This is a genomic window from Pseudomonas sp. Sample_14 (genome assembly GCF_004307515.1).
Lineage (GTDB): Bacteria > Pseudomonadota > Gammaproteobacteria > Pseudomonadales > Pseudomonadaceae > Aquipseudomonas > Aquipseudomonas atacamensis.
The window spans coordinates 39,720-62,577 of sequence record NZ_RCOC01000064.1; the positions used below are offsets into that span (position 1 = coordinate 39,720).

The following is a 22,858-nucleotide window of genomic DNA, read 5'->3' on the forward strand; positions in this document are numbered from 1 at the left end:
CGCTCCCACAGGGATATCGGTTCCGACAGGGAGATCGAGTCGTTTGCCATTCCTCTGCTTAGAAGGATTGCACCATGCGTATCGTCGTAGCCCTGGGCGGTAACGCCCTGCTTCGCCGTGGTGAGCCGATGACCGCTGACAATCAGCGCGCCAACATCCGCATCGCCACCGAGCAAATCGCCAAGATCCATCCCGGCAACCAACTGGTCATCGCTCACGGCAATGGCCCGCAAGTCGGTCTGCTGTCGCTGCAAGCGGCGGCCTATACCTCTGTCACCCCCTACCCGCTGGACGTGCTCGGCGCTGAAACCGAAGGCATGATCGGCTACATCATCGAACAGGAACTGGGCAATCTGCTCGACTTCGAAGTGCCGTTCGCCACCCTGCTGACCCAGGTCGAAGTCGACGCCAACGACCCGGCTTTCAAGAACCCGACCAAGCCGATCGGCCCGGTCTACGAGAAAGCCGAAGCGGAAAAACTCGCCGCCGAGAAAGGCTGGGCGATTGCTGCCGATGGCGACAAATTCCGCCGTGTGGTCGCCAGCCCACGGCCGAAGCGCATCTTCGAAATCCGCCCGATCAAGTGGCTGCTGGACAAGGGCAGCATCGTCATTTGCGCTGGTGGCGGCGGTATTCCGACCATGTACGACGAGCAGCGCAACCTCAAGGGCATCGAGGCGGTGATCGACAAGGATCTGTGTTCGTCGTTGCTTGCCGAGCAATTGGAAGCCGACCTGCTGGTGATCGCCACCGACGTCAACGCGGCTTTTATCGACTATGGCAAACCAACCCAGAAAGCCATCGCCGAAGCCCACCCGGACGAACTCGAACGTCTCGGTTTCGCCGCAGGCTCCATGGGACCGAAGGTGCAGGCAGCCTGCGAATTCGCGCGCCATACTGGCAAGGTCGCGGTGATCGGTTCGCTGGCCGATATCGAAGCCATCGTCCAGGGCACCGCCGGTACGCGGGTCAGCACGGCGAAGCCGGGGATCAGCTACCGATAACAATAAACACCGGGGCAGATTCAACACCTGCCCCGCTTCCATGCCTTGAAAGGAGTAGCTCAATGGCCCAGTTCGAACCCGGTCATCTGCATATCGAGCGGCACGCGTTGACCGACGATGACGTCAATTACAACGTACATCTGGACTATGAAGTGTTCACCGATCCGCAGAAAGGCAAAGGGATTCAGTTCACCCTGCACGGCAGCATGCAGGGCAAGGACATGAAGGAGACGTTTTTCCTGCCCAAGGAAGAGGCCTACAACTTCGCCCGCGACGTGACCCGGATCGCCGAGAAGTACGGCATACCCAAGGCCCACAGCCAGATCGGTTCGGTGCACAAGCATTACGATCTGATGTTTGAAGACATTCGGCAGAAGTTGAATATGCAGTCGGGGGATCCGGTGAACCTCGAGCATTTCGAATAAAAATCAAAAGCCCCTCACCCTAGCCCTCTCCCAGAGGGAGAGGGAACCGATTGGGGGATGCTGCAGCATTGCGTCGAACTGATTCTGCATCACTGAATCCATAATCGCCCGGTACTTTCAGGTCGATGCATAACCTCAGACACCTCGGTCGGCTCCCTCTCCCTCCGGGAGAGGACTGGGGTGAGGGGGCTTTTGATTTAAGGCATACTTGCCCCCTCCGCTCTGCAGATCACTGAACCGCCCCATGCGTATCCACGTCAGCTTCATCGACCGCGTCGGCATCACCCAGGAAGTCCTGGCTATCCTCGGTGGGCGCAATCTCAATCTGGATGCGGTGGAGATGATTCCGCCGAACGTCTACATCGACGCGCCGACCCTCAGCCCGCAAGTGCTCGAAGAACTGAAAGATGCGCTGTTTCGCGTGCTCGGCGTGGAAGCGGTGACCGTGGTCGATATCCTGCCCGGCCAGCGTCGGCATCTGCAGCTAGATGCCCTGCTCGCGGCGATGACTGACCCGGTGCTGGCCCTCGACAGCGCCGGCAAGGTGCTGCTGGCCAACCCGGCGCTGATTGCCCTGTACGGTCGCGAACCGGCCGGCGAAAGCGTCTCGGCGCTGTTCAACGATCCCGGTCTGCTCGACACCCTGCTGGAAAACGGCTTTCGCCTGCCGCTGCGCGAAATAACCGTCAATGGCCAGACCCTGCTGCTCGATGCCACGCCGATCACCGACGCCGGCGCCCTGCTGACCCTGTATCAACCGAACCGCATTGGCGAACAGCTCTCGGCGTTGCACCACGATCACGCCGAAGGCTTCGACGCGCTGCTCGGCGAATCCCCGGCGATCCGCACACTCAAGGCCCGCGCGCAACGCGTCGCCGCCCTTGATGCACCGTTGTTGATTCAAGGCGAAACCGGCACCGGTAAAGAATTGGTGGCCCGCGCCTGTCACGCGATCAGTGCGCGGCACAGCGCTCCGTTTCTCGCCCTCAACTGCGCAGCGCTGCCGGAAAACCTCGCCGAAAGCGAACTGTTCGGCTACGCCCCCGGCGCCTTCACCGGCGCGGCGCGTGGCGGTAAACCGGGGCTGATGGAACTGGCCAACCAGGGCACGGTGTTCCTCGATGAAATCGGCGAGATGTCGCCGTACTTGCAGGCCAAACTCCTGCGCTTTCTCAACGACGGCAGCTTCCGCCGCGTCGGTGGTGATCGGGAAGTAAAGGTCAACGTGCGCATCCTCAGCGCGACCCACCGCGACCTGGAAAAAATGGTCAGCGAAGGCCTGTTCCGCGAGGACCTGTTCTATCGCCTCAATGTGCTCAACGTCGAAGTGCCGCCGCTGCGTGAACGCGGTCAGGACATCCTGCTGCTGGCGCGCTACTTCATGCAGCAGGCCTGTGCGCAGATCCAGCGCCCGGTCTGCCGCCTGGCACCGGGGACTTATCCGGCGCTGCTCGGCAATCGCTGGCCGGGCAACGTGCGGCAATTGCAGAACGTGATTTTTCGCGCAGCAGCGATCTGCGAGAGCAGCCTGGTCGATATCGGTGACCTCGACATCGCCGGCACTTCGGTGGCGCGCCAGGCCGATACCGATGTCGACAGCCTTGAGCAAGCGGTCGAATCTTTCGAGAGAGAGCTGTTGGAAAAGCTCTACGTCAGCTACCCCTCGACCCGGCAATTGGCGAGCCGCTTGCAGACCTCGCACACCGCCATTGCCCATCGCCTGCGCAAATACGGCATTCCCAATAAACCCTGACTCACCGCGCATCCCTATTGCAGGAAATTCCCCATGTGGGAGCGAGCCTGCTCGCGAAAGCGGTCTATCAGCAAAATAGCTGGCGCCTGACACACCGTCTTCGCGAGCAGGCTCGCTCCCACAGGATTTATGGCGGATTCGAAATCCGTCCAAAAACGACCTCCATCTGTACCGAAAGCGCTACAGCGGAACGATATCGCTACACCCGCCTGTGACCAGCGCTGCGCAACGCTTTGATCCGATTAAGCTTTTCTCCCCGCCCCAAGCTGTAGCGATTTCGCTACAACAGCAACATCCCAACAAACACCAAAACAACTCAAGCCATTGATTTATATAGATAAATCAACCTTGGCCGCATTCTTGCTACCTGCCTCCTCATCTATTAAGGGCTTCCCCGCCCCAAGCTTTCCACCGCGTCCACCAGACGAGTCTGGCCCCTGAGGAGTTTCCATGAGCGAGTTGCGTTTTACTGAAGATCACGAATGGCTGCGCACCGAAGCCGACGGCAGCGTTACTGTCGGCATCACCGCATTCGCGCAGAACGCCTTGGGCGACGTGGTGTTCGTGCAACTGCCTGAGCTGCAGGCTTACGAAAAAGGCGCTGAAGCCGCCACCGTGGAATCGGTGAAAGCCGCCAGCGGCGTGTACATGCCGCTCGATGGCGACGTGCAGGAAGTCAACCCGGCGCTGCAAGACGCTCCTGAGCTGGTCAACGAAGATCCGCTGGGCGAAGGCTGGTTCTTCCGCTTTCAGCCAAGCGACGCCGCCGCTGTCGGCAAATTGCTCGATCAGGACGCTTACGACCGCCTGATCAAAGCCCAAGCCGAAGCCTGAGGAATTACCCCATGACCGCCATCAATCTCGGTACCGCCAACGAATTCATCGCCCGTCACATCGGCCCGCGCGCCGGTGACGAGCAAGCCATGCTCAACAGCCTCGGCTTCGATTCCCTCGAAGCCCTGAGCGCCAGCGTCATCCCGGAAAGCATCAAGGGCACCAGCGTGCTGGGCATGGACGACGGCCTCAGCGAGGCCGACGCCCTGGCGATGATCAAAGCCATCGCCGGCAAGAATCAGCTGTTCAAGACCTACATCGGCCAGGGCTACTACAACTGCCACACGCCTTCGCCGATCCTGCGCAACCTGCTGGAAAACCCGGCCTGGTACACCGCTTACACCCCATACCAGCCAGAAATTTCCCAGGGCCGTCTCGAAGCGCTGCTGAACTTCCAGACCATGATCAGCGACCTCACCGGCCTGCCGATCGCCAACGCCTCCCTGCTCGACGAAGCCACCGCCGCTGCCGAAGCCATGACCTTCTGCAAACGCCTGAGCAAGAACAAAGGCAGCCACCAGTTCTTTGCGTCGATCCACAGCCATCCGCAGACCCTCGACGTGCTGCGCACCCGTGCCGAGCCGCTCGGTATTGACGTGGTCGTGGGCGATGAGCGCGAACTGACTGACGTCACGCCGTTCTTCGGCGCGCTGCTGCAATACCCGGCGAGCAACGGTGATGTGTTCGACTACCGCGAGCTGACCGAGCGCTTCCACGCCGCCAACGCTTTGGTCGCTGTGGCCGCTGATTTGCTGGCCCTGACGCTGCTGACCGCACCGGGCGAATTCGGTGCCGACGTCGCCATCGGTTCGGCGCAACGCTTCGGCGTGCCGCTGGGCTTCGGTGGCCCGCACGCCGCTTATTTCTCCACTAAAGATGCCTTCAAGCGTGACATGCCGGGCCGTCTGGTCGGTGTCTCGGTTGACCGTTTCGGCAAGCCAGCGCTGCGTCTGGCGATGCAGACCCGCGAGCAACACATCCGCCGCGAAAAGGCCACGTCGAACATCTGCACCGCCCAAGTGCTGCTGGCCAACATCGCCAGCATGTACGCCGTCTACCACGGCCCGAAAGGCCTGACCCAGATCGCCAACCGCGTGCATCACCTGACCGCGATTCTGGCCAAGGGCCTGACCGCGCTGGGCGCTCAAGTCGAGCAGGCAAACTTCTTCGACACCCTGACCGTTGCTACCGGCGCACACACCGCCGCGCTGCACGACAAGGCGCATGCTCAGCAGATCAACCTGCGTGTGATCGACGCTGAACGTCTGGGCCTGTCGGTCGACGAAACCACCACTCAGGCTGACATCGAAACCCTGTGGGGCCTGTTCGCCGACGGCAAGACCCTGCCGGACTTCGCTGCGCTGGCCACCTCGGTGCAGAGCACCATTCCTGCTGAGCTGGTGCGCCAGTCGCCGATCCTCAGCCACCCAGTGTTCAACCGTTATCACTCGGAAACCGAGCTGATGCGCTACCTGCGCAAACTGGCGGACAAGGACCTGGCACTCGATCGCACGATGATCCCGCTGGGCTCGTGCACCATGAAACTCAACGCCGCCAGCGAAATGATCCCGGTGACCTGGGCCGAATTCGGTGCACTGCACCCGTTCGCCCCGGCCGCACAAAGCGCCGGTTACCAGCAACTGACCGACGAGCTGGAAGCGATGCTCTGCGCCGCCACCGGTTACGACTCGATCTCGCTGCAACCGAACGCTGGTTCGCAAGGTGAATACGCAGGTCTCCTGGCGATCCGCGCCTACCACCAGAGCCGTGGCGATGAGCGCCGCGACATCTGCCTGATCCCGTCGTCGGCCCACGGTACCAACCCGGCCACTGCGCAAATGGCCGGTATGCGCGTGGTCGTCACCGCGTGCGATGCCCGTGGCAACGTCGACATTGAAGACCTGCGCGCCAAAGCCATCGAGCACCGCGAACACCTCGCCGCGCTGATGATCACCTACCCGTCGACCCACGGCGTGTTCGAAGAAGGCATCCGCGAGATCTGCGCGATCATTCACGACAACGGCGGCCAGGTGTACATCGACGGCGCCAACATGAACGCCATGGTCGGCCTCTGCGCACCAGGCAAGTTCGGCGGCGACGTCTCGCACCTGAACCTGCACAAAACCTTCTGCATCCCGCACGGCGGTGGCGGCCCGGGCGTCGGCCCGATCGGCGTCAAATCGCACCTGACCCCGTTCCTGCCGGGCCACGGCCAGATGGAACGCAAGGAGGGCGCGGTCTGCGCGGCACCGTTCGGCAGCGCGAGCATTCTGCCGATCACCTGGATGTACATTCGCATGATGGGTGGCGCCGGTCTGAAGCGCGCTTCGCAACTGGCGATCCTCAACGCCAACTACATTTCCCGTCGCCTCGAAGAGCATTACCCAGTGCTGTACACCGGCAGCAACGGCCTGGTGGCGCACGAGTGCATCCTCGATCTGCGTCCGCTCAAAGACAGCAGCGGCATCAGCGTCGATGACGTCGCCAAACGCCTGATCGACTTCGGTTTCCACGCGCCGACCATGTCGTTCCCGGTCGCCGGCACGCTGATGATCGAGCCGACCGAAAGCGAATCCAAGGAAGAACTGGACCGCTTCTGTGACGCGATGATCCGCATCCGCGAAGAAATCCGCGCAGTGGAAAACGGCACGCTGGACAAGGAAGACAACCCATTGAAAAACGCCCCGCACACCGCAGCGGAACTGGTTGGCGAATGGACCCACCCGTACAGCCGTGAGCAAGCCGTTTACCCAGTCGCGTCGCTGATCGAAGGCAAATACTGGCCGCCGGTCGGCCGGGTCGACAACGTCTTCGGCGATCGCAACCTGGTCTGCGCCTGCCCGTCGATCGAAAGCTACGCTTAATGGAATGAGGGGCTGAATATCGGCCCCGATTTCAGCAACACCCTAGATCCCCCTGTGGGAGCGAGCCTGCTCGCGAAGGCGCCATTTCAGCCAGCGTAAATGTTGGCTGATCCGACGCTTTCGCTAGCAGGCTCGCTCCCACAAGGGATCTGCACCGATCTCAAACTGCGCCAATCCTTATAACAAGAAACCGGAGAACCACTCATGTCGTTAAGCGTGTTCGACCTGTTCAAGATTGGCATCGGTCCCTCCAGTTCCCACACCGTCGGCCCGATGCGTGCTGCTGCGCGTTTCGCCGAAGGGCTGCGCCGGGAAAACCTGCTGACCAGCACCGCCAGCGTGCGTGTCGAGCTGTACGGTTCGCTCGGCGCTACCGGTAAAGGACACGGCAGCGACAAAGCCGTGCTGCTCGGCCTTGAAGGCGAGCACCCGGACACAGTCGACACCGAAACCGTCGCCGCGCGCCTGCAAGAAATTCGCGGCAATGGCCGACTGAATCTGCTCGGTGAACACAACATCGCGTTCAACGAGAAAGAACATCTGGCGATGATCCGCAAACCGTTGGCCTATCACCCCAACGGCATGATCTTTCGCGCCTTCGACGCAGCGGGGATTCAGATCCGCAGTCGCGAGTACTACTCGGTCGGCGGTGGTTTCGTTGTCGATGAAGATGCCGCCGGCGCCGATCGCATCGTCGAAGACGCCACGCCGCTGACCTTCCCGTTCAAAAGTGCCAAGGATTTGCTCGGTCATTGCGCCACCTATGGCCTGTCGATCAGTCAGGTGATGCTGACCAACGAGAGCGCCTGGCGCCCTGAAGCGGAAACCCGTGCCGGCCTGCTGAAAATCTGGCAGGTGATGCAGGACTGCGTCGCTGCCGGCTGTCGTAACGAAGGCATTTTGCCGGGCGGCTTGAAGGTCAAACGCCGGGCGGCGGCGCTGCATCGGCAATTGTGCAAGAACCCGGAATCGGCGCTGCGCGATCCGCTGTCGGTGCTCGACTGGGTCAATCTTTATGCGTTGGCGGTCAACGAAGAAAACGCCAACGGCGGGCGCGTGGTTACTGCGCCCACCAATGGCGCGGCGGGCATCATTCCGGCGGTGCTGCATTACTACATGCGTTTTATCCCCGGGGCGAATGACGACGGCGTCGTGCGCTTTCTGCTGACCGCTGCCGCAATCGGCATTCTCTACAAGGAAAACGCTTCGATCTCCGGCGCCGAAGTCGGTTGTCAGGGTGAAGTCGGCGTGGCCTGTTCGATGGCGGCCGGTGCTCTGTGCGAAGTGCTCGGAGGCAGCGTGCAGCAAGTCGAGAACGCCGCGGAAATCGGCATGGAACACAACCTCGGCCTGACCTGCGACCCGATCGGCGGTCTGGTGCAGGTGCCCTGTATCGAGCGCAACGCGATGGGCTCGGTGAAAGCCATCAACGCCGTGCGCATGGCCATGCGTGGTGACGGTCAGCATTTCGTCTCCCTCGACAAAGTCATCCGCACCATGCGCCAGACCGGCGCCGACATGAAAAGCAAATACAAGGAAACCGCCCGCGGCGGCCTGGCGGTCAACATCATCGAATGCTGATTACGAACTCAGCCAAACGTAACCAGCTCCCTCTCCCTCCGGGAGAGGGCTGGGGTGAGGGGCTCTTGATCTTGCCTCTCACCCGCAACCCAAATTCAAAGGAGCCACGCATGTCCACCGAACAACTCTCGAAAACCCCGCTACACGCACTGCACCTCGAACTCGGCGCACGCATGGTGCCGTTCGCCGGCTACGACATGCCCGTGCAATACCCGCTCGGCGTGATGAAAGAACACCAGCACACCCGTGAGCAAGCCGGGTTGTTCGACGTCTCGCACATGGGCCAGATTCGTCTGACCGGCGCCAATGCGGCCAAAGCCCTGGAAACCCTGGTGCCGGTGGACATCATCGACCTGCCGGTGGGCATGCAGCGTTATGCGATGTTCACCAACGAAAGCGGTGGCATTCTCGATGACCTGATGGTCGCGAATCTGGGCAATGACGAGCTGTTCCTGGTGGTCAACGCCGCGTGCAAGGATCAGGATCTCGCGCATCTGCAAAAACACATCGGCGATCAGTGCACCATTACGGCGCTGTTCGAAGAGCGCGCCCTGCTCGCCCTGCAAGGTCCGGCAGCCGTCACAGTGCTGGCGCGTCTTGAGCCGGACGTGGCGAAGATGACCTTCATGCAGTTCAACCGTGTGTCGTTGCTGGGCGTTGAGTGCTTTGTCAGCCGTTCGGGCTACACCGGTGAAGACGGTTTCGAAATCTCGGTACCGGCCGCTGAAGCGGAGAAACTAGCCCGCGCCCTGCTCGCCGAGCCAGAGGTCCAGGCCATCGGCCTTGGCGCCCGCGACTCGCTGCGTCTGGAAGCCGGCCTGTGCCTGTACGGCCACGACATGAACACCGAAACCACGCCGATCGAAGCCAGCCTCCTGTGGGCGATCTCCAAGCCCCGCCGCGCCGATGGAGCGCGGGCCGGCGGTTTCCCGGGCGCCGAGCAGATCTTCGCGCAGCAACAGAACGGCGTCGCACGCAAACGTGTCGGCCTGCTGCCACAGGAGCGTACCCCGGTGCGTGAAGGCGCAGAGATCGTCAACGAGGCCGGCGAGATCATCGGCAGCGTCTGCAGCGGTGGCTTTGGTCCGACCTTGGGCGGGCCATTGGCGATGGGTTACCTCGACAGCGCTTACGTCGCACTCGATACACCCGTGTGGGCCATCGTCCGTGGGAAAAAGGTGCAAATGCTTGTAAGCAAAATGCCATTTGTTCCACAACGCTACTATCGCGGTTGATCGACTGTTTCTATAAGTAACGCGATTGCGTTATACGTGCACTAATGTGTAACGCAATCGCCATAAAACAGTGCGTTTTTTAACATCCGTTTCGAATATGAACGTTGCTTATAACGTTTGCTGAAAATAGAACCAGACAATCGTCTAAGACTGAACTAGTTTGCTGACGAACTGCCATGAAGAGCAGTAAAACCGGGGCCTTCGCAGGGCTTGTTTTTTCTCCCGTAGTTGGCGTAGAGTTTGTCCACTGTGTTTGCATGGGTCAGCTTGGAATCGTGACCTGGGCAGTAGCCTACAAGTTAGCTACATCCCGCTCGACGTCTTCTTACTCCTTGCAACCAGCTCCAGTACTCTTTCATGTGAAAGGGGCTGTCATCAATTTATGCGTCAAAGGAAATAAGAAATGTCCACACGTCAGAGCGGTACCGTCAAGTGGTTTAACGACGAGAAAGGTTTTGGTTTTATCACTCCAGAAAGCGGTCCGGATCTGTTCGTACATTTCCGCGCCATTCAGGGCAACGGCTTCAAAAGCCTGAAAGAAGGCCAGAAAGTGACTTTCGTTGCTGTGCAAGGCCAGAAAGGCATGCAGGCTGACGAAGTACAAGCAGAAGCCTGATCTTCTGATACGAAAAAGCCCCTGATATTGATATCAGGGGCTTTTTTGTGCGCGCTAATCCGTAAAATGGCGCTTCCATTCGCGTTCCGAGGCTGCCATGTCGAAACACCTGCTCACGCCGCAAGGGGACTTTCCTCCCGTTGCTCTCGGTCGTCGTCTGGCGGCGATGTTCTACGACTTCCTGCTGTGCACCGCCCTGCTGATCGTCACCGGATTCATCTACAAGTTGATCCAGGCCGCGATCATTGGCGAAGAACGGCTGCGGGTGATGACCGACGCCGGCCAGCTCGATGGTGATCCGCTGTATTCCACAGTGCTGCTGTTGGTATTGTTCGGCTTCTTCGCCAAGTTCTGGACCCATGGCGGGCAGACACTGGGCATGCAGGTGTGGGGCATCCGCGTGCAGAACGCCAACGGCACAGCAATCAGCCTGTGGCAGGCGCTGTTGCGCTTTATGGTGTCGATCGCGTCGTGGTTGTGTATCGGGTTGGGGTTCTTCTGGTCGCTGTTCGACAAGCAGAAGCGCACCTGGCATGACATCTATTCGGATACCCGTGTGGTGCGAATACCGAAGAAGAGCAAATAATTTCCATACTCAGGAGTCCCCCCTGTGGGGAGGGGATTTATCCCCGTCCGGCTGCGTAGCAGCCGTAAAGGAGCCCACGCGGTATCCCTGATATGCCGCGGTGTTTGATTTAGGGCGGCTTCGCCACCCAACGGGGATAAATCCCCTCACCACAGGGCTCTCTACTACAAAGGGTACTCAGGCGTTACCGGCCAGCTTCATCCGCGCTGCCTGGGTGAAGTCGAGCATGCGCTTCAACGGACGAATCGCCTGGGGAATCAGCGCCGGATCGACAAAGATCTCGTTGGTGCCTTCCTTCAAGCTCTTGAGCGTGCGCTCAAGGGTGTTCATGGCCATCCACGGGCAATGTGCGCAACTGCGACAAGCCGCGCCGTTACCGGCGGTAGGCGCTTCGATGAAGACCTTGTCCGGGCACAGCTGCTGCATCTTGTAGAAGATGCCACGGTCGGTGGCGACGATCAGGGTCTTGTTTGGCAGGCTTTGCGCGGCGGCGATCAACTGGCTGGTGGAACCGACGGCGTCCGCCAGCTCGATCACCGAAGTCGGCGACTCGGGATGCACCAGAATCGCTGCGTCCGGGTACAGCGCCTTCATGTCTTCGAGCTGCTTGGACTTGAACTCTTCGTGAACGATGCAGGCACCATCCCAAAGCAGCATGTCGGCGCCGGTCTTGCGCTGAATGTAAGTGCCCAAGTGCTTGTCCGGGCCCCAGATGATCGTCTCGCCGTTGTCCATCAGGCTTTCGACGATTTCCAGTGCGCAGCTCGAAGTCACCACCCAGTCAGCCCGAGCCTTCACGGCGGCGGAAGTGTTGGCATACACCACCACGGTACGTTCCGGGTGCTGATCGCAGAACGCCGAGAACTCGTCGACCGGGCAGCCCAGGTCCAGCGAGCAGGTCGCCTCCAGAGTCGGCATCAGCACGCGTTTTTCCGGATTAAGAATTTTTGCCGTCTCGCCCATGAACTTGACGCCGGCGACCACCACGGTCTTGGCCGGATGGGCGTTGCCGAAGCGGGCCATTTCCAGGGAGTCGGAAACACAGCCGCCGGTTTCTTCGGCCAGGGCCTGAATCACCGGATCGCAATAGAAGTGGGCGACCAGCACCGCGTCCTGAGCCTTGAGCTCGGCGGCGATGGCGGAACGGTAATAAGCCTCCTCTTCTGCCGTCAGCGGTTTCGGCTGTTTGGCGTCGAGGTGGGCTTGAACCAGGAGGCGTTCGGAAATCTGCGTCATGTTCGCAAGACCTGCAGGCGCATTCGCGCGAAAGTCGAGTATACACCCGGCTCCGGACCACTAGAGGGTACCGCCGGGAGAGTGAGTATCATCAGGCACGGAACAGCGTTGAAGCTGCGCAAGGCTACAGAATATCCCGTTGATACAAAAGATGATTCTGACCTGCGTCAGGTGTGGCCGCGCTGAAACATCGAACGCCCGAATTGCGGGCAAAAAAAAACCCGGAAATCCTCACTTTCGTGGGCCTTCCGGATTTTCTAAACCGCCAAATATGGTGGGTCGTGTGGGATTCGAACCTACGACCAATTGGTTAAAAGCCAACTGCTCTACCAACTGAGCTAACGACCCGCTGTGTGGTGGCGCGTATAATACTGATTTTTAAGGACTATTCAACACCTTTTTTGAAAAAATCAAAAATAAGGGGTTGGATCGCTCACACCCGCCGCCGCGAAGCCTTCAGCACGCAGGCGGCAGCTGTCGCATTTGCCGCAGGCGCGGCCGTCATCGTCTGCCTGATAGCAGGAAACCGTCAGACCGTAATCAACGCCAAGCTTCACGCCGGCCTGAACGATCTGCGCTTTGCTCAGGTTCTGCAGCGGCGCCTGGATCCGGAAGCCATTGCCTTCCACGCCGGCCTTGGTCGCCAGATTGGCCATGCGCTCGAACGACTCGATGAACTCGGGACGGCAGTCCGGGTAGCCGGAATAATCCACTGCATTGACGCCGATGAAGATGTCGCGGGCGCCGAGCACTTCGGCCCAACCCAATGCCAACGACAGGAACACCGTGTTGCGCGCCGGCACGTAAGTCACCGGAATGCCTTCGCCCAGCTCTTCCGGAATGTCGATGCTGGTGTCGGTCAGCGCCGAGCCGCCCATGCCATTGAGGTTCAGTCCGATGACCTTGTGCTCGACCACACCCAAATCGCGAGCAACGCGGGCGGCGGCATGCAATTCGGCATGCGAGCGCTGACCGTAATCGAAACTCATGGTGTAGCAGGCGTAGCCTTCGGCGCGTGCCATCGCCACGACGGTGGCCGAGTCGAGGCCGCCGGACAGCAAAATGACTGCACGTTTTTCAGTGGTGTTCAGTTGTTCAGTCATCTCAGCGCCCCGGCTCGTCGTTCCAAAGATATTTATGCAGCTGCAATTGCAGGCGTACCGGCAGGTTGTCCGCCACTACCCAGTCCGCCAGTTCCCGAGCATTCAGGTCGTGGTGACTCGGCGAAAACAGTACTTCGCCGGCGCGCTGGTCGAGACCGTACTGGATCAGCTTGGAGACCGCCCAGTCGTAGTCTTCCCGCGAGCAGATGACAAACTTCACCTGATCGTTGCGGGTCAGCAGTTCGATGTTCTCGTAACGGTTGCGATGGGCTTCTTTCGAGCCCGGTGTTTTCAGATCGACGACGCGACTGACACGCGGATCGACAGCGGATACGTCAAGGGCGCCGCTGGTTTCCAGCGACACCTCGTAGCCGGTATCACACAACCGCTCAAGCAAAGGAATGGCGTTCGGCTGAGCCAACGGCTCACCGCCGGTGACACAAACGTAGCGCGGACGATATCCGGCCACTTGCTCAAGGATGTCGTCGAGGGTGCGGACGGTGCCGCCGCTGAACGCGTAAGCGCTGTCGCAGTACTGGCAACGCAACGGGCAACCGGTCAGGCGCACGAAAACCGTGGGCAGCCCGGCAGTCCGAGTTTCCCCCTGCAACGAGTAGAAAACTTCGGTAATTCTCAATGTGTCTTGCATAGTCGCCACGGGCGTAACAGCTAAACAGGCTGTCCGCCTCCGTCAGGCACTTCAGGCAATCCCGCCAACGCGTAGACCACAAGAAGCGTGTTTCAGAAAAAGGGCGTGAATTCTAACGAAAAAACCCGCGACAAGCGCGGGTTTCTTCAAAACATGGATGAACAGGCTTACATGCGCTGTAAATCACGCTGGGCCAGCTGCGCGGCGGAAGTGCCCGGATATTGGGACACCACCTGCTGCAGAATGCCTTTGACCTTGTCGGTGTGACCGAGGCGGCGCTCAACGTCAGCCAGCTTGTACAGCGAGTCCGGCACTTTGTTGTGCTTGGGATACAGCTGCGAAACCTTGGCAAAGGCCTGACCTGCACCTTGCAGATCACCCTTGGCCAGGTTCACTTCGCCCAACCAGTACTGGGCGTTGCCCGCGTACTGGCTGTTGGGGTATTTGCGCAGGAAAGCGGCGAAGGCCTGGCTGGCCTTGTCGAAATCCTTGGCTTTGATCAGGTCGAAAGCGGCATCGTAATACAGCTTTTCCTTGGCCGGATCAGCCGGTTCGCTACCCGCAGCAGGGGCCTGGGCTGCCGCAGCAGCACCCGCGCCTGCGGCAGCACCGGCAGCAGCACTTGCATCGCCACCGGCAGAAGAATTCTCGGGAGTCGCGGCTGGTGCAACGCCGGATCCTATGCGCCGATCAAGATCCTGGTATCGCTCCAGGGATTCCTGCTTCATGCGCGAAACCTGATTCTGCAGTTCTTCGATCACGCCCTGTTGGCGCGAGATCTGATCCTGCATCTGTTGCAATTGGTTGAACAGCATGCCTTGTGCCGAGGCAGGGGCCGAAGCCGCTCCCCCGGCATAGGCGCCGTTCGTACCGTAACCCGCAGGCGGATAACTGCTCCCGCTATTGTTATAACCGGAGTTGTCATCGACCACAGGAACCGCAGCCCACGCCGCAAGCGGCGCGAGGCTGAGAGCCAGAACAGTTACAGCACGACGGCACGTTCGCATATCGAATTACTTACGCAGTTCGACGCGACGGTTCTGGGCCCAGGACTGCTCGTCGTTGCCGGTAGCAACTGGACGCTCTTCGCCGTAGGAAACCAGTTCCAGCTGAGCTGGGGAAACACCTTGCAGTACCAGGTAGCGCTGAACGGCTTTCGCACGACGCTCGCCCAGTGCCATGTTGTACTCACGAGTACCACGTTCGTCGGTGTTGCCTTCCAGAACAACGCGAGCGCCGTTTGCTTTCAGGTCTTTGGCGTGAACGTCCAGAGCGCGCATGGCTTCTGGCTTCAGGTCCGAGCTGTCGTATTCGAAGTAGAAGGTGGTGATTGCGCGCAGAGCAGCTTCTTCGCTCAGGGAACCGTCAACGGCACCAGTGTTTGCGCCGTAACCAGCGTTTGGATCAACAGCGCCTTCACCGGCGTTGTCGCCGCCTTTGGACGAGCAACCTACAGCTACAGCCATGGCCAGAGCCAGCGCAGCAAATTTACCAAACTTCAGCATTTCCATCGTGAAACTCCTAATGAACCCCAGTGTGTTAAGTAAAACGTGTAGCGCCCGCTCACTTCAGGTAAGGGGACCAGGACGGTTCTCTGACTTCGCCTTGAGCGGTAGGAAGCGGGAGCCTCACGCGCCCATTAATGGACACGAGCATCAAGACTCCCCGGCCCTGTTGGCGGGTGGCGTAGATTACCATGGTGCCGTTGGGCGCAACAGTAGGTGACTCGTCCAGAGTGCTATCAGTGAGGATCTTTACACTACCCCGCTGCAGATCCTGAGCTGCCACCTTGAAATTGGTGAAGCCATCCTGACGATGGATCATCACCAAAGTCTTTTCATCAGCCGAAAGTTTCGGGTTGGCGTTGTAGTTGCCCACGAACGTCACACGCTCGGCACCACCGCCACCGACGCTGGTTTTATAGATTTGCGGCTTGCCGCCACGGTCCGAGGTGAAATAGATGGTCGAGCCATCCTTGCCCCAGAACGGTTCGGTATTGATGCCCTGGCCATTGGTTACGCGGCTGATCTGACGCGAACCGAGGTTCATTACGTAGATGTCCGGGTTACCGTCTTTCGACAGCACGAACGCCAGGCGATTGCCGTCCGGCGACCAGGCTGGCGCGCCGTTGAGGCCTTCGAAGTTGGTGATCTGCTCACGGCGACCGGTGTCGATGTTCTGCATGAAGATACGCGGACGCTTCTGCTCGAACGACACGTAGGCGATACGCTTGCCGTCTGGTGCAAAACGCGGCGACAGGATCGGCTCGCGCGATTGCAGCAGAGTCACTGCGCGGGCACCGTCATAGTCGGAGCGTTGCAGGGTGTAACGGGTGTTCTTCTCGGAAAAACGCTCGGCCGTCACGTACAGCAGGCGCGTCGAGAAGGCACCTTCAATGCCGGTCAGCTTCTGGAACGACTGATCGGAGATGAAGTGCGCCATGTCACGGATCTGGTCGGTCGTACCGGAAACACTGCCGTCCGCCACTTTCTGCTCGGTGGCGACGTTGAACAGTGCCCACTGCACCTGCAGGCGACCGCCCGCTGGAGCGATGCTGCCGACCATCATGTACTGAGCACCCACCGCCTTCCAGTCACGGAAGATGATTTCGCTCGGCTGGCTTGGCTGGCTGATCATGTTGGCTTTCGGAATCGGCGAGTAATAGCCCGAGTTGCGCAAATCGTTGCCAATGATTTCAGCCATGTCATCCGGCAGCACGGCGCCGCCCTGCATGCCGAACGGTACGACGGCGATCGGAGTAGCCCGGTCGCTGCCGCTGGTGACCAGAATGTTCTTTTCATCTGCCGCCGCGATCCCTGCCATGCAGCAGATCACGACCAGCATTCCTCGAAGAAGGTTTCTCACAAGGCTAGATCCTCAGGTGTGAATGTCATCTTGAATGAACGATACGGAGCGAAATCGCTCGGCTTCATTCCCTGCATTTCTGTCAAACGTCCAATATTCTTCACTGCCGCGACTGCCGAAGCATCGAACGGACCGTCACCGCTGGACTTGGCCACGCTGACCGAGGTCACCGTACCGTCCGGCAACATGCCAATTTGCAGCACGACCGTCATGCCTTTGCGCGCCGAAGGAGGACGAGCCCAGCCTTCTGCTGCGCGAGCGCGAATCAGGTCATCGAAACTACCGGCAACCTCGTCACCCTGCTCATCGGCCAGGGCCTGCTGACGCTGCGGCGTGTCGGAAAGCAGATCTGCCAGGGCCTGGGCCTTTTTGTCTTCGGCAGATTTGCGTGCCGCTTCCTGCGCTTTCTTCTTCGCAGCATCGGCAGCAGCTTTCTTCTTCGCGTCTTCGGCGACTTTCTTCTTCGCCTCTTCAGCTTCAGCTTTCTTCTTGGCGTCTTCGGCGGCTTTCTTCTTCGCGTCTTCGACGATCTTCTTCTTGGCTTCTTCGGCAGCGGCTTTCTTCGCCTCTTCCTCAGCAGCCTTCTTCGCTTCGTCTTCGGCCTTCTTCTTGGCTATATCAGCCAATTGTTTCTCTTCGGCCTTTTTCGCTTCGGCTTTTTTCGCGTCGTCGGCTTTCTTGGCTTCATCAGCCTTTTTTGCTTCGTCCGCTTTCTTCGCCTCGTCGGCCTTCTTGGCTTCCTCGGCCTTTTGAGCCGCTTCCTCTTTCTTTTGTTCCGCCGCCTTCAACGCTTCCTGCTCGATCTTTTTCTGTTCCATCTGTTCGACTTCGGTCTGGCGCGCGGCGGATTTCTTCGCCTCACCCGCAATCTTCTGATTGGTCTGGGTGGTCGCCTGACTTTTCGATTTCAGCTGGTACAGAGTCGCCTGGACGATCGGCTTGGCCGGCGGCAGTTCGGGCGTGAAGGCAAAACTGACGAACAGCATGCCGAACACCAGCACGTGCAGGACGATTGCCAGAACACTAGGCCAGAAGTAGCTTTCCGAGGCGGACGGCTCTCGCTGTTGCTGCATCAGGGGGCCTCGGTAATCAGACCAACGTTACCGACCCCGGCTTTCTGCAACCCGCCCATGGCACCCATCACGGCGCCGTAGTCGACAGTCTTGTCACCACGAATGAACACTTGGGTGCGTTTGCCGCCCTCGGTGCCGGCGCGGATGATCTTGGTCACCGCGTCAGTCATCTGTGGCAGGGTCATGGCCCTGTCCTGTTGCTTCTCGGTGTCGACTTCGCTGCCAAGGTTCCAGTAGTAGGTCTTGTCAGCCTTGATCGAAATGGTCAGGACCTGGGTGTTGTTGTCCTGCGGCAAGGCTTCGCTGGAAACCTTGGGCAGATCAACTTTCACGCCCTGATTGAGCATCGGCGCGGTCACCATGAAGATGACCAGCAGCACCAACATCACGTCGATGTAGGGCACCACGTTCATCTCGGCGACCGGCTTGCGCTTTTTGCGAGCTCGAGCGATTAAAGCCATCGGGAAATACCTGCTTATTCTTCGCTGGTGTGCACTTTGCGGTGCAGGATCGCCTGGAATTCATCGGCGAAGGTGTAGTAGCGGCCCAGCAAGGTTTCGCTGCGCGCAGCAAAACGGTTGTAAGCGATGACCGCCGGGATCGCAGCGAACAGGCCGATCGCGGTGGCGATCAGGGCTTCGGCGATACCCGGAGCAACGGTGGCGAGGGTCGCTTGCTGAGCGCTGGCCAGACCGCGGAAGGAGTTCATGATCCCCCACACGGTACCGAACAGACCGATATACGGGCTGACCGAACCGACGGTGGCGAGGAACGGCAGGCTCTGCTCGAGCTTCTCTTCTTCGCGCGAGATGGCCACGCGCATGGCACGGGCGACACCTTCCATCACGGCTTCAGGATCGACACCTGGCTGCTGACGCAGACGGGAGAACTCCTTGAAACCGGCACGGAAGATCTGCTCCACGCCCGAATCCGGATCAGGGTTGCTGCCAGCCTGACGGTACAGTTTGGACAGGTCGATACCCGACCAGAAGCGCTCTTCGAAGCTCTCCAGGGCGCGTCGACCGGCGCGCAGCAAGTTGCTGCGCTGAAAGATCATGATCCATGAGGTCACCGATGCGGCCACCAGGGTCAACATTACCAACTGCACCACGATGCTGGCATTGCTGACCAGGCTCCACATGGAGGAATGGTCGACGACGTTAGCTTCCACGCTTTATCTCCTGCTTTGAGTGTGTACCCGGGCCGACCGCGTCGGCGAAGGCCGCACGCAGGTCTTCGGGAAGGGCCCGGGGTTTCAAACTGTCGGTGCGCACGCAGGCCACCAAAAACTGCCCTTCGCAGAGCAGCACATTATCCGTGGCCCGCCTGACCTGCTGCTTGAAGCGCAGGCTGGCACGGTTCAATTCGATTACATCAGCGCTTACCAGCAGTTCGTCATCCAGTCGCGCCGGCGCGTGGTAGCGCGCTTCGCTGGAATGCACGACGAACAACAGGCCCTCTCCGGCAAGCACAGATTGGGCAAAGCCCAGTTCCCGTAGCCGCTCGGTTCGAGCCCGTTCCATAAACTTGAGGTAATTAACGTAATACACGATGCCGCCCGCATCGGTGTCCTCGTAATAAACGCGACAACGATGTGCGAACGGCTCAAGCCCGTTTTGCGCGCGCATACTCTAGTGCTTACTCCTCAGGTTGCCAATCCGGCCAGACAACTGTTTTTCGTAGTTTCAAAGCTTTAACGCAAAAGTACCGTCGTCTGACAGTACAAACCCTGAATAAATCACCAGCAAATGTGTATCAATCGTCGACGGCGTCGAGAAACTCGTCTGCCACGGGCATCTCGCCCATGCGTGACGGAACATTCAAACCAAAGTGCAGGTAGGCATGCCGCGTCACCACCCTGCCCCGTGGCGTGCGCATGATATAGCCCTGCTGGATCAGATACGGTTCGAGCACGTCTTCAATGGTGTGGCGCTCTTCACTGATCGCCGCCGCCAGACTGTCGATACCGACCGGGCCGCCGTCGAACTTCTCGATCATGGTCAGCAGCAGCCGCCGGTCCTGGTGATCGAAACCGTGTTCATCGACGTCCAGCAGGTTCAGCGCCAGATCCGCCACCGCTTTGGTGATGTGACCCTTGGCGCGGACTTCGGCAAAGTCGCGCACCCGTCGCAGCAGACGGTTGGCAATTCGCGGCGTGCCACGGGCGCGACGGGCGATCTCGAACGAACCTTCCGGGTCCAGCGGCAGACCGAGAATCGCCGCCGAACGACTGACGATGGTTGCCAGATCCGCCGTGCTGTAGAACTCCAGGCGCTGGACGATACCGAAGCGATCACGCAACGGGTTGGTCAGCATGCCCGCGCGGGTGGTGGCGCCGACCAGTGTGAATGGCGGCAGATCGAGTTTGATCGAACGCGCCGCCGGCCCCTCGCCAATCATGATGTCGAGCTGGAAATCTTCCATCGCCGGGTACAGCACTTCTTCAACGATCGGCGACAGACGATGGATTTCGTCGATGAACAACACGTCGTGCGGCTCAAGATTGGTCAGCAACGCGGCCAGATCACCCGGGCGTTCCAGCACTGGCCCGGAGGTGCTCTTGATCGACACACCCATTTCCTGGGCAATGATGTTGGCCAGCGTGGTCTTGCCCAGCCCCGGTGGGCCGAAGATCAGGGTGTGATCGAGGGATTCACTGCGGCCACGCGCAGCCTGGATGAACAGCTCCATCTGCTCGCGCACGGTCGGCTGGCCAATGTAGTCGGCCAGACTGACCGGGCGGATGGCCCGATCCTGGACTTCTTCGCGCTCGCGCGGGCTGTGCGCGGCGGCGATCAGACGATCAGCTTCAATCACTTAAATCATTCCCTTCAGAGCGCGGCGGATCAGGTCTTCGCTGCTCAGGTTCTTGTCTTTGATCGCGGAAATCGCCTTGCTCGCTTCCTGCGGCTTGTAGCCCAGCGAGATCAACGCGCTGACCGCATCGGTCTCGGCGCTGTTGACCGGCGCCGGGCCGTCCGGCTGATTCGGCACCAGCGCGAACATCGCCGGCGAGGTTTCCCAGGCCTTGAAGCGGTCTTTCAATTCCACCAGCAGACGCTCGGCGGTCTTCTTGCCAACCCCCGGGACCTTGGTCAACGCCGAAGTGTCCTGAGATTGCACGCAGCGCACCAACTCATCGACTTCCAGGCTCGACATCAACGCCAGCGCCAGTTTCGGTCCGACCCCGTTGAGCCGGATCAGCTCGCGAAAGAAGTCTCGCTCACGCTTGCCGGCAAAACCATAGAGCAATTGCGCATCTTCGCGTACGACCAAATGGGTGTGCAGGGTCAGCGGTTCACCGACCGACGGCAACCGATAAAGCGTGGTCATCGGCACTTCCACCTCATAGCCGAGGCCATTGACATCGAGAATCAGGTGCGGCGGCTGTTTCTCAGCCAGGGTGCCGCGCAAGCGTCCAATCACGTTTTGAATCCTTGAGCGCTGGCCAGCCGTGGGCTGGCGACGATTGAAGGTGGCTTGCGCGCCGGCAACACAGGCACCGCAAAGCCACTTTCAGGAAAATTGATGCTGATGCTATCAGAGACGCAGGCGCCCGCCACGACTGCGTGCGGTTCCCAGCCCGTGCGGCAGCAGGCTTGAGCGCGTGTGCGCATGGCAAATGGCGATCGCGAGGGCGTCGGAGGCGTCGATCTGCGGCTTGCTGGTCAACTTGAGCATGTGCATGACCATCATCTGCACCTGCTCCTTATTGGCCGCACCGGTGCCGACGACGGCCTGTTTGACTTGCGTGGCGGTGTACTCGGCGATTTCCAGACACTCTTCGGCGCCGGCGACAATCGCAGCGCCCCGCGCCTGTCCGAGCTTCAGCGCCGAGTCGGCGTTTTTCGCCATGAACACCTTTTCGATGCCCATGGTCACCGGGCCGTAGGTCTTGATGATTTCGCGCACGCCGCGATAGACGATCTGCAGACGTTCATGCAGCTCGCCGGAGCCGGTGCGAATGCAGCCCGAGGCCACATAGATGCAGCCGCCGCGCCCGGTATCGCGAACGATCCCGTAACCGGTGATGCGTGAACCGGGGTCGATACCAAGAATTAGAGTCATAACGCCTGCAGATTCATAAAACGATTTACCTGACAGCCAATAGCAAATGTGGGAGCGAGCCTGCTCGCGAAGGCGGTATGTCAGCAGATACAGGTGCTGAATGACACACCGCTTTCGCGAGCAGGCTCGCTCCCACAGGGAAGACTAGTCGCTTATCAGCCAAGCTGAGCGGCGACGTCTTCCGGGATGTCCGCATTGGAGTAGACGTTCTGCACGTCATCCAGATCCTCAAGCATGTCGATCAGCTTGAGCACCTTCTCCGCCCCTTCCAGATCCAGCTCGGCGCTGGTGGTCGGCTGCATGACGATTTCCGCATCATCGCCCTTGAACCCGGCCGCTTCCAGCGCGTTGCGCACCGCATAGAAACCGGTGAACGAGGTGAACACATCGATCGAACCGTCGTCGTGGGTGACCACGTCATCAGCATCGGCTTCCAGCGCCGCTTCGGTCAGTGCGTCTTCATCGACACCCGGGGCGAAACTGATCTGGCCCTTGCGCTCGAACAGATAGGCCACCGAACCGTCGGTGCCGAGGTTGCCGCCACACTTGCTGAACGCGTGACGCACCGCTGCGGCGGTACGGTTGCGGTTGTCAGTCATGCACTCGACCATCACCGCCACACCGCCCGGGCCGTAGCCTTCATAGGTCAGCTCTTCAACGTTGTCCGCTTCAGTGGCGCCGGCACCGCGCGCGACGGCACGGTCAATGATGTCGCGACTCATGTTGGCGCTCAACGCCTTGTCCAGAGCCAGACGCAGACGCGGGTTGGAACCCGGATCACCGCCACCCTGACGGGCCGCAACGGTCAGTTCACGGATCCACTTGGTGAAGATCTTGCCCCTCTTGGCATCCTGACGTTCTTTGCGGTGCTTGATGTTTGCCCACTTGGAATGACCTGCCATAACTTGCTCCGAATGCTCTTTGAAACCTTGCCCGCCCCGCCAAGGCAGCGGCCGGCAATTGAAA

The 22,858-nt window shown here is 60.0% G+C and carries 23 protein-coding genes and 1 tRNA gene; 9 read left to right on the plus strand and 15 right to left on the minus strand.

What is annotated here, in order from left to right:
* Positions 1–74: 74 nt before the first annotated feature.
* The 9 genes from arcC (at position 75) to D8U61_RS15020 (ending at position 10,898) form a co-directional block, all read left to right on the plus strand.
* Positions 75–1,004 carry a carbamate kinase gene (gene arcC, locus D8U61_RS14980; RefSeq protein WP_016770621.1) on the plus strand — a complete coding sequence of 310 codons (930 nt, stop codon included), beginning with the start codon at positions 75–77 and terminating at the stop codon, positions 1,002–1,004.
* Between the two features lie 62 nt (positions 1,005–1,066).
* The gene (locus D8U61_RS14985; RefSeq protein ID WP_130927188.1) at positions 1,067–1,429 is read left to right on the plus strand and encodes a DUF5064 family protein; all 363 of its coding nucleotides are present in this window, start codon (positions 1,067–1,069) and stop codon (positions 1,427–1,429) included.
* 244 nt (positions 1,430–1,673) lie between these two features.
* The gene (locus D8U61_RS14990; protein ID WP_110646607.1) at positions 1,674–3,182 is read left to right on the plus strand and encodes a sigma-54-dependent transcriptional regulator; all 1,509 of its coding nucleotides are present in this window, start codon (positions 1,674–1,676) and stop codon (positions 3,180–3,182) included.
* A 450-nt stretch (positions 3,183–3,632) separates the two neighbouring features.
* Positions 3,633–4,016 carry a glycine cleavage system protein GcvH gene (gene gcvH, locus D8U61_RS14995; RefSeq protein ID WP_130927189.1) on the plus strand — a complete coding sequence of 128 codons (384 nt, stop codon included), beginning with the start codon at positions 3,633–3,635 and terminating at the stop codon, positions 4,014–4,016.
* A gap of 11 nt (positions 4,017–4,027) precedes the next feature.
* The gene (gene gcvP, locus D8U61_RS15000; RefSeq protein WP_130927190.1) at positions 4,028–6,880 is read left to right on the plus strand and encodes an aminomethyl-transferring glycine dehydrogenase; all 2,853 of its coding nucleotides are present in this window, start codon (positions 4,028–4,030) and stop codon (positions 6,878–6,880) included.
* Positions 6,881–7,084: 204 nt separating this feature from the next.
* Entirely contained in the window at positions 7,085–8,461 is a 1,377-nt protein-coding gene (locus tag D8U61_RS15005) for an L-serine ammonia-lyase (protein ID WP_024014080.1), read from the plus strand.
* A 110-nt stretch (positions 8,462–8,571) separates the two neighbouring features.
* Positions 8,572–9,696 (plus strand): glycine cleavage system aminomethyltransferase GcvT, encoded by a 1,125-nt coding sequence (gene gcvT, locus D8U61_RS15010; RefSeq protein WP_125925571.1) that lies wholly within the window; start codon positions 8,572–8,574, stop codon positions 9,694–9,696.
* A 403-nt stretch (positions 9,697–10,099) separates the two neighbouring features.
* Positions 10,100–10,312: a cold-shock protein gene (locus D8U61_RS15015; protein WP_003227496.1), complete on the plus strand. Its 213-nt coding sequence runs from the start codon at positions 10,100–10,102 to the stop codon at positions 10,310–10,312.
* Positions 10,313–10,409: 97 nt separating this feature from the next.
* Positions 10,410–10,898, plus strand: a complete 489-nt coding sequence (locus D8U61_RS15020; protein WP_016773510.1) for an RDD family protein — start codon at positions 10,410–10,412, stop codon at positions 10,896–10,898.
* Between the two features lie 177 nt (positions 10,899–11,075).
* Here the strand turns inward: D8U61_RS15020 and nadA are convergent, their stop codons facing one another.
* From nadA to D8U61_RS15095, 15 genes are all read right to left on the minus strand, one after another.
* Positions 11,076–12,134, minus strand: a complete 1,059-nt coding sequence (gene nadA, locus D8U61_RS15025; protein ID WP_016773509.1) for a quinolinate synthase NadA — start codon at positions 12,132–12,134, stop codon at positions 11,076–11,078.
* 272 nt (positions 12,135–12,406) lie between these two features.
* A tRNA-Lys gene (locus tag D8U61_RS15030) sits at positions 12,407–12,482 on the minus strand.
* Positions 12,483–12,544: 62 nt separating this feature from the next.
* Positions 12,545–13,237 carry a 7-cyano-7-deazaguanine synthase QueC gene (queC, locus tag D8U61_RS15035; RefSeq protein ID WP_125925576.1) on the minus strand — a complete coding sequence of 231 codons (693 nt, stop codon included), beginning with the start codon at positions 13,235–13,237 and terminating at the stop codon, positions 12,545–12,547.
* Position 13,238: 1 nt separating this feature from the next.
* Positions 13,239–13,886 (minus strand): 7-carboxy-7-deazaguanine synthase QueE, encoded by a 648-nt coding sequence (queE, locus tag D8U61_RS15040; RefSeq protein ID WP_130902312.1) that lies wholly within the window; start codon positions 13,884–13,886, stop codon positions 13,239–13,241.
* 167 nt (positions 13,887–14,053) lie between these two features.
* On the minus strand, positions 14,054–14,893 hold the full coding sequence (ybgF, locus tag D8U61_RS15045; protein ID WP_024014085.1) for a tol-pal system protein YbgF: 840 nt from the start codon (positions 14,891–14,893) through the stop codon (positions 14,054–14,056).
* 6 nt (positions 14,894–14,899) lie between these two features.
* On the minus strand, positions 14,900–15,397 hold the full coding sequence (gene pal / locus D8U61_RS15050) for a peptidoglycan-associated lipoprotein Pal (protein ID WP_003178634.1): 498 nt from the start codon (positions 15,395–15,397) through the stop codon (positions 14,900–14,902).
* Positions 15,398–15,449: 52 nt separating this feature from the next.
* Positions 15,450–16,730 (minus strand): Tol-Pal system beta propeller repeat protein TolB, encoded by a 1,281-nt coding sequence (gene tolB, locus D8U61_RS15055; protein WP_016773506.1) that lies wholly within the window; start codon positions 16,728–16,730, stop codon positions 15,450–15,452.
* Between the two features lie 17 nt (positions 16,731–16,747).
* Positions 16,748–17,824 (minus strand): cell envelope integrity protein TolA, encoded by a 1,077-nt coding sequence (tolA, locus tag D8U61_RS15060; protein WP_130927191.1) that lies wholly within the window; start codon positions 17,822–17,824, stop codon positions 16,748–16,750.
* Positions 17,824–18,276, minus strand: a complete 453-nt coding sequence (tolR, locus tag D8U61_RS15065; protein ID WP_160767866.1) for a protein TolR — start codon at positions 18,274–18,276, stop codon at positions 17,824–17,826. The genes tolA and tolR overlap by 1 nt, the downstream gene beginning before the upstream one ends.
* Positions 18,277–18,299: 23 nt before the next feature.
* On the minus strand, positions 18,300–18,995 hold the full coding sequence (gene tolQ / locus D8U61_RS15070) for a protein TolQ (RefSeq protein ID WP_008080223.1): 696 nt from the start codon (positions 18,993–18,995) through the stop codon (positions 18,300–18,302).
* A complete protein-coding gene (ybgC, locus tag D8U61_RS15075; protein ID WP_130927192.1) occupies positions 18,985–19,452 on the minus strand; it encodes a tol-pal system-associated acyl-CoA thioesterase in 468 nt (155 codons plus the stop codon). Before ybgC ends, tolQ begins: the two co-directional genes overlap by 11 nt.
* A 127-nt stretch (positions 19,453–19,579) precedes the next feature.
* Positions 19,580–20,641, minus strand: coding sequence for a Holliday junction branch migration DNA helicase RuvB (gene ruvB / locus D8U61_RS15080; RefSeq protein WP_024014087.1), 1,062 nt, complete (start codon positions 20,639–20,641; stop codon positions 19,580–19,582).
* Positions 20,642–21,250, minus strand: coding sequence for a Holliday junction branch migration protein RuvA (gene ruvA, locus D8U61_RS15085; RefSeq protein WP_024014088.1), 609 nt, complete (start codon positions 21,248–21,250; stop codon positions 20,642–20,644). It abuts the gene before it with no gap.
* A 114-nt stretch (positions 21,251–21,364) separates the two neighbouring features.
* Positions 21,365–21,892 carry a crossover junction endodeoxyribonuclease RuvC gene (gene ruvC, locus D8U61_RS15090; RefSeq protein WP_016773501.1) on the minus strand — a complete coding sequence of 176 codons (528 nt, stop codon included), beginning with the start codon at positions 21,890–21,892 and terminating at the stop codon, positions 21,365–21,367.
* A gap of 155 nt (positions 21,893–22,047) precedes the next feature.
* The gene (locus tag D8U61_RS15095) at positions 22,048–22,794 is read right to left on the minus strand and encodes a YebC/PmpR family DNA-binding transcriptional regulator (RefSeq protein WP_076563942.1); all 747 of its coding nucleotides are present in this window, start codon (positions 22,792–22,794) and stop codon (positions 22,048–22,050) included.
* Positions 22,795–22,858 lie beyond the last annotated feature (64 nt).

What these genes read in the sequence shown, in the direction of transcription:
- ruvC (WP_016773501.1), bottom strand. Translation starts at nt 21,892, where the DNA reads ATGACTCTAATTCTTGGTATCGACCCCGGTTCACGCATCACCGGTTAC.
- gcvH (WP_130927189.1), top strand. Translation starts at nt 3,633, where the DNA reads ATGAGCGAGTTGCGTTTTACTGAAGATCACGAATGGCTGCGCACCGAA.
- nadA (WP_016773509.1), bottom strand. Translation starts at nt 12,134, where the DNA reads ATGACGCAGATTTCCGAACGCCTCCTGGTTCAAGCCCACCTCGACGCC.
- ybgF (WP_024014085.1), bottom strand. Translation starts at nt 14,893, where the DNA reads ATGCGAACGTGCCGTCGTGCTGTAACTGTTCTGGCTCTCAGCCTCGCG.
- arcC (WP_016770621.1), top strand. Translation starts at nt 75, where the DNA reads ATGCGTATCGTCGTAGCCCTGGGCGGTAACGCCCTGCTTCGCCGTGGT.
- D8U61_RS15020 (WP_016773510.1), top strand. Translation starts at nt 10,410, where the DNA reads ATGTCGAAACACCTGCTCACGCCGCAAGGGGACTTTCCTCCCGTTGCT.
- queE (WP_130902312.1), bottom strand. Translation starts at nt 13,886, where the DNA reads ATGCAAGACACATTGAGAATTACCGAAGTTTTCTACTCGTTGCAGGGG.
- gcvT (WP_125925571.1), top strand. Translation starts at nt 8,572, where the DNA reads ATGTCCACCGAACAACTCTCGAAAACCCCGCTACACGCACTGCACCTC.
- D8U61_RS15005 (WP_024014080.1), top strand. Translation starts at nt 7,085, where the DNA reads ATGTCGTTAAGCGTGTTCGACCTGTTCAAGATTGGCATCGGTCCCTCC.
- D8U61_RS15095 (WP_076563942.1), bottom strand. Translation starts at nt 22,794, where the DNA reads ATGGCAGGTCATTCCAAGTGGGCAAACATCAAGCACCGCAAAGAACGT.
- D8U61_RS15015 (WP_003227496.1), top strand. Translation starts at nt 10,100, where the DNA reads ATGTCCACACGTCAGAGCGGTACCGTCAAGTGGTTTAACGACGAGAAA.
- tolA (WP_130927191.1), bottom strand. Translation starts at nt 17,824, where the DNA reads ATGCAGCAACAGCGAGAGCCGTCCGCCTCGGAAAGCTACTTCTGGCCT.
- queC (WP_125925576.1), bottom strand. Translation starts at nt 13,237, where the DNA reads ATGACTGAACAACTGAACACCACTGAAAAACGTGCAGTCATTTTGCTG.
- gcvP (WP_130927190.1), top strand. Translation starts at nt 4,028, where the DNA reads ATGACCGCCATCAATCTCGGTACCGCCAACGAATTCATCGCCCGTCAC.
- D8U61_RS14985 (WP_130927188.1), top strand. Translation starts at nt 1,067, where the DNA reads ATGGCCCAGTTCGAACCCGGTCATCTGCATATCGAGCGGCACGCGTTG.
- tolB (WP_016773506.1), bottom strand. Translation starts at nt 16,730, where the DNA reads ATGCTGGTCGTGATCTGCTGCATGGCAGGGATCGCGGCGGCAGATGAA.
- ybgC (WP_130927192.1), bottom strand. Translation starts at nt 19,452, where the DNA reads ATGCGCGCGCAAAACGGGCTTGAGCCGTTCGCACATCGTTGTCGCGTT.
- pal (WP_003178634.1), bottom strand. Translation starts at nt 15,397, where the DNA reads ATGGAAATGCTGAAGTTTGGTAAATTTGCTGCGCTGGCTCTGGCCATG.
- D8U61_RS14990 (WP_110646607.1), top strand. Translation starts at nt 1,674, where the DNA reads ATGCGTATCCACGTCAGCTTCATCGACCGCGTCGGCATCACCCAGGAA.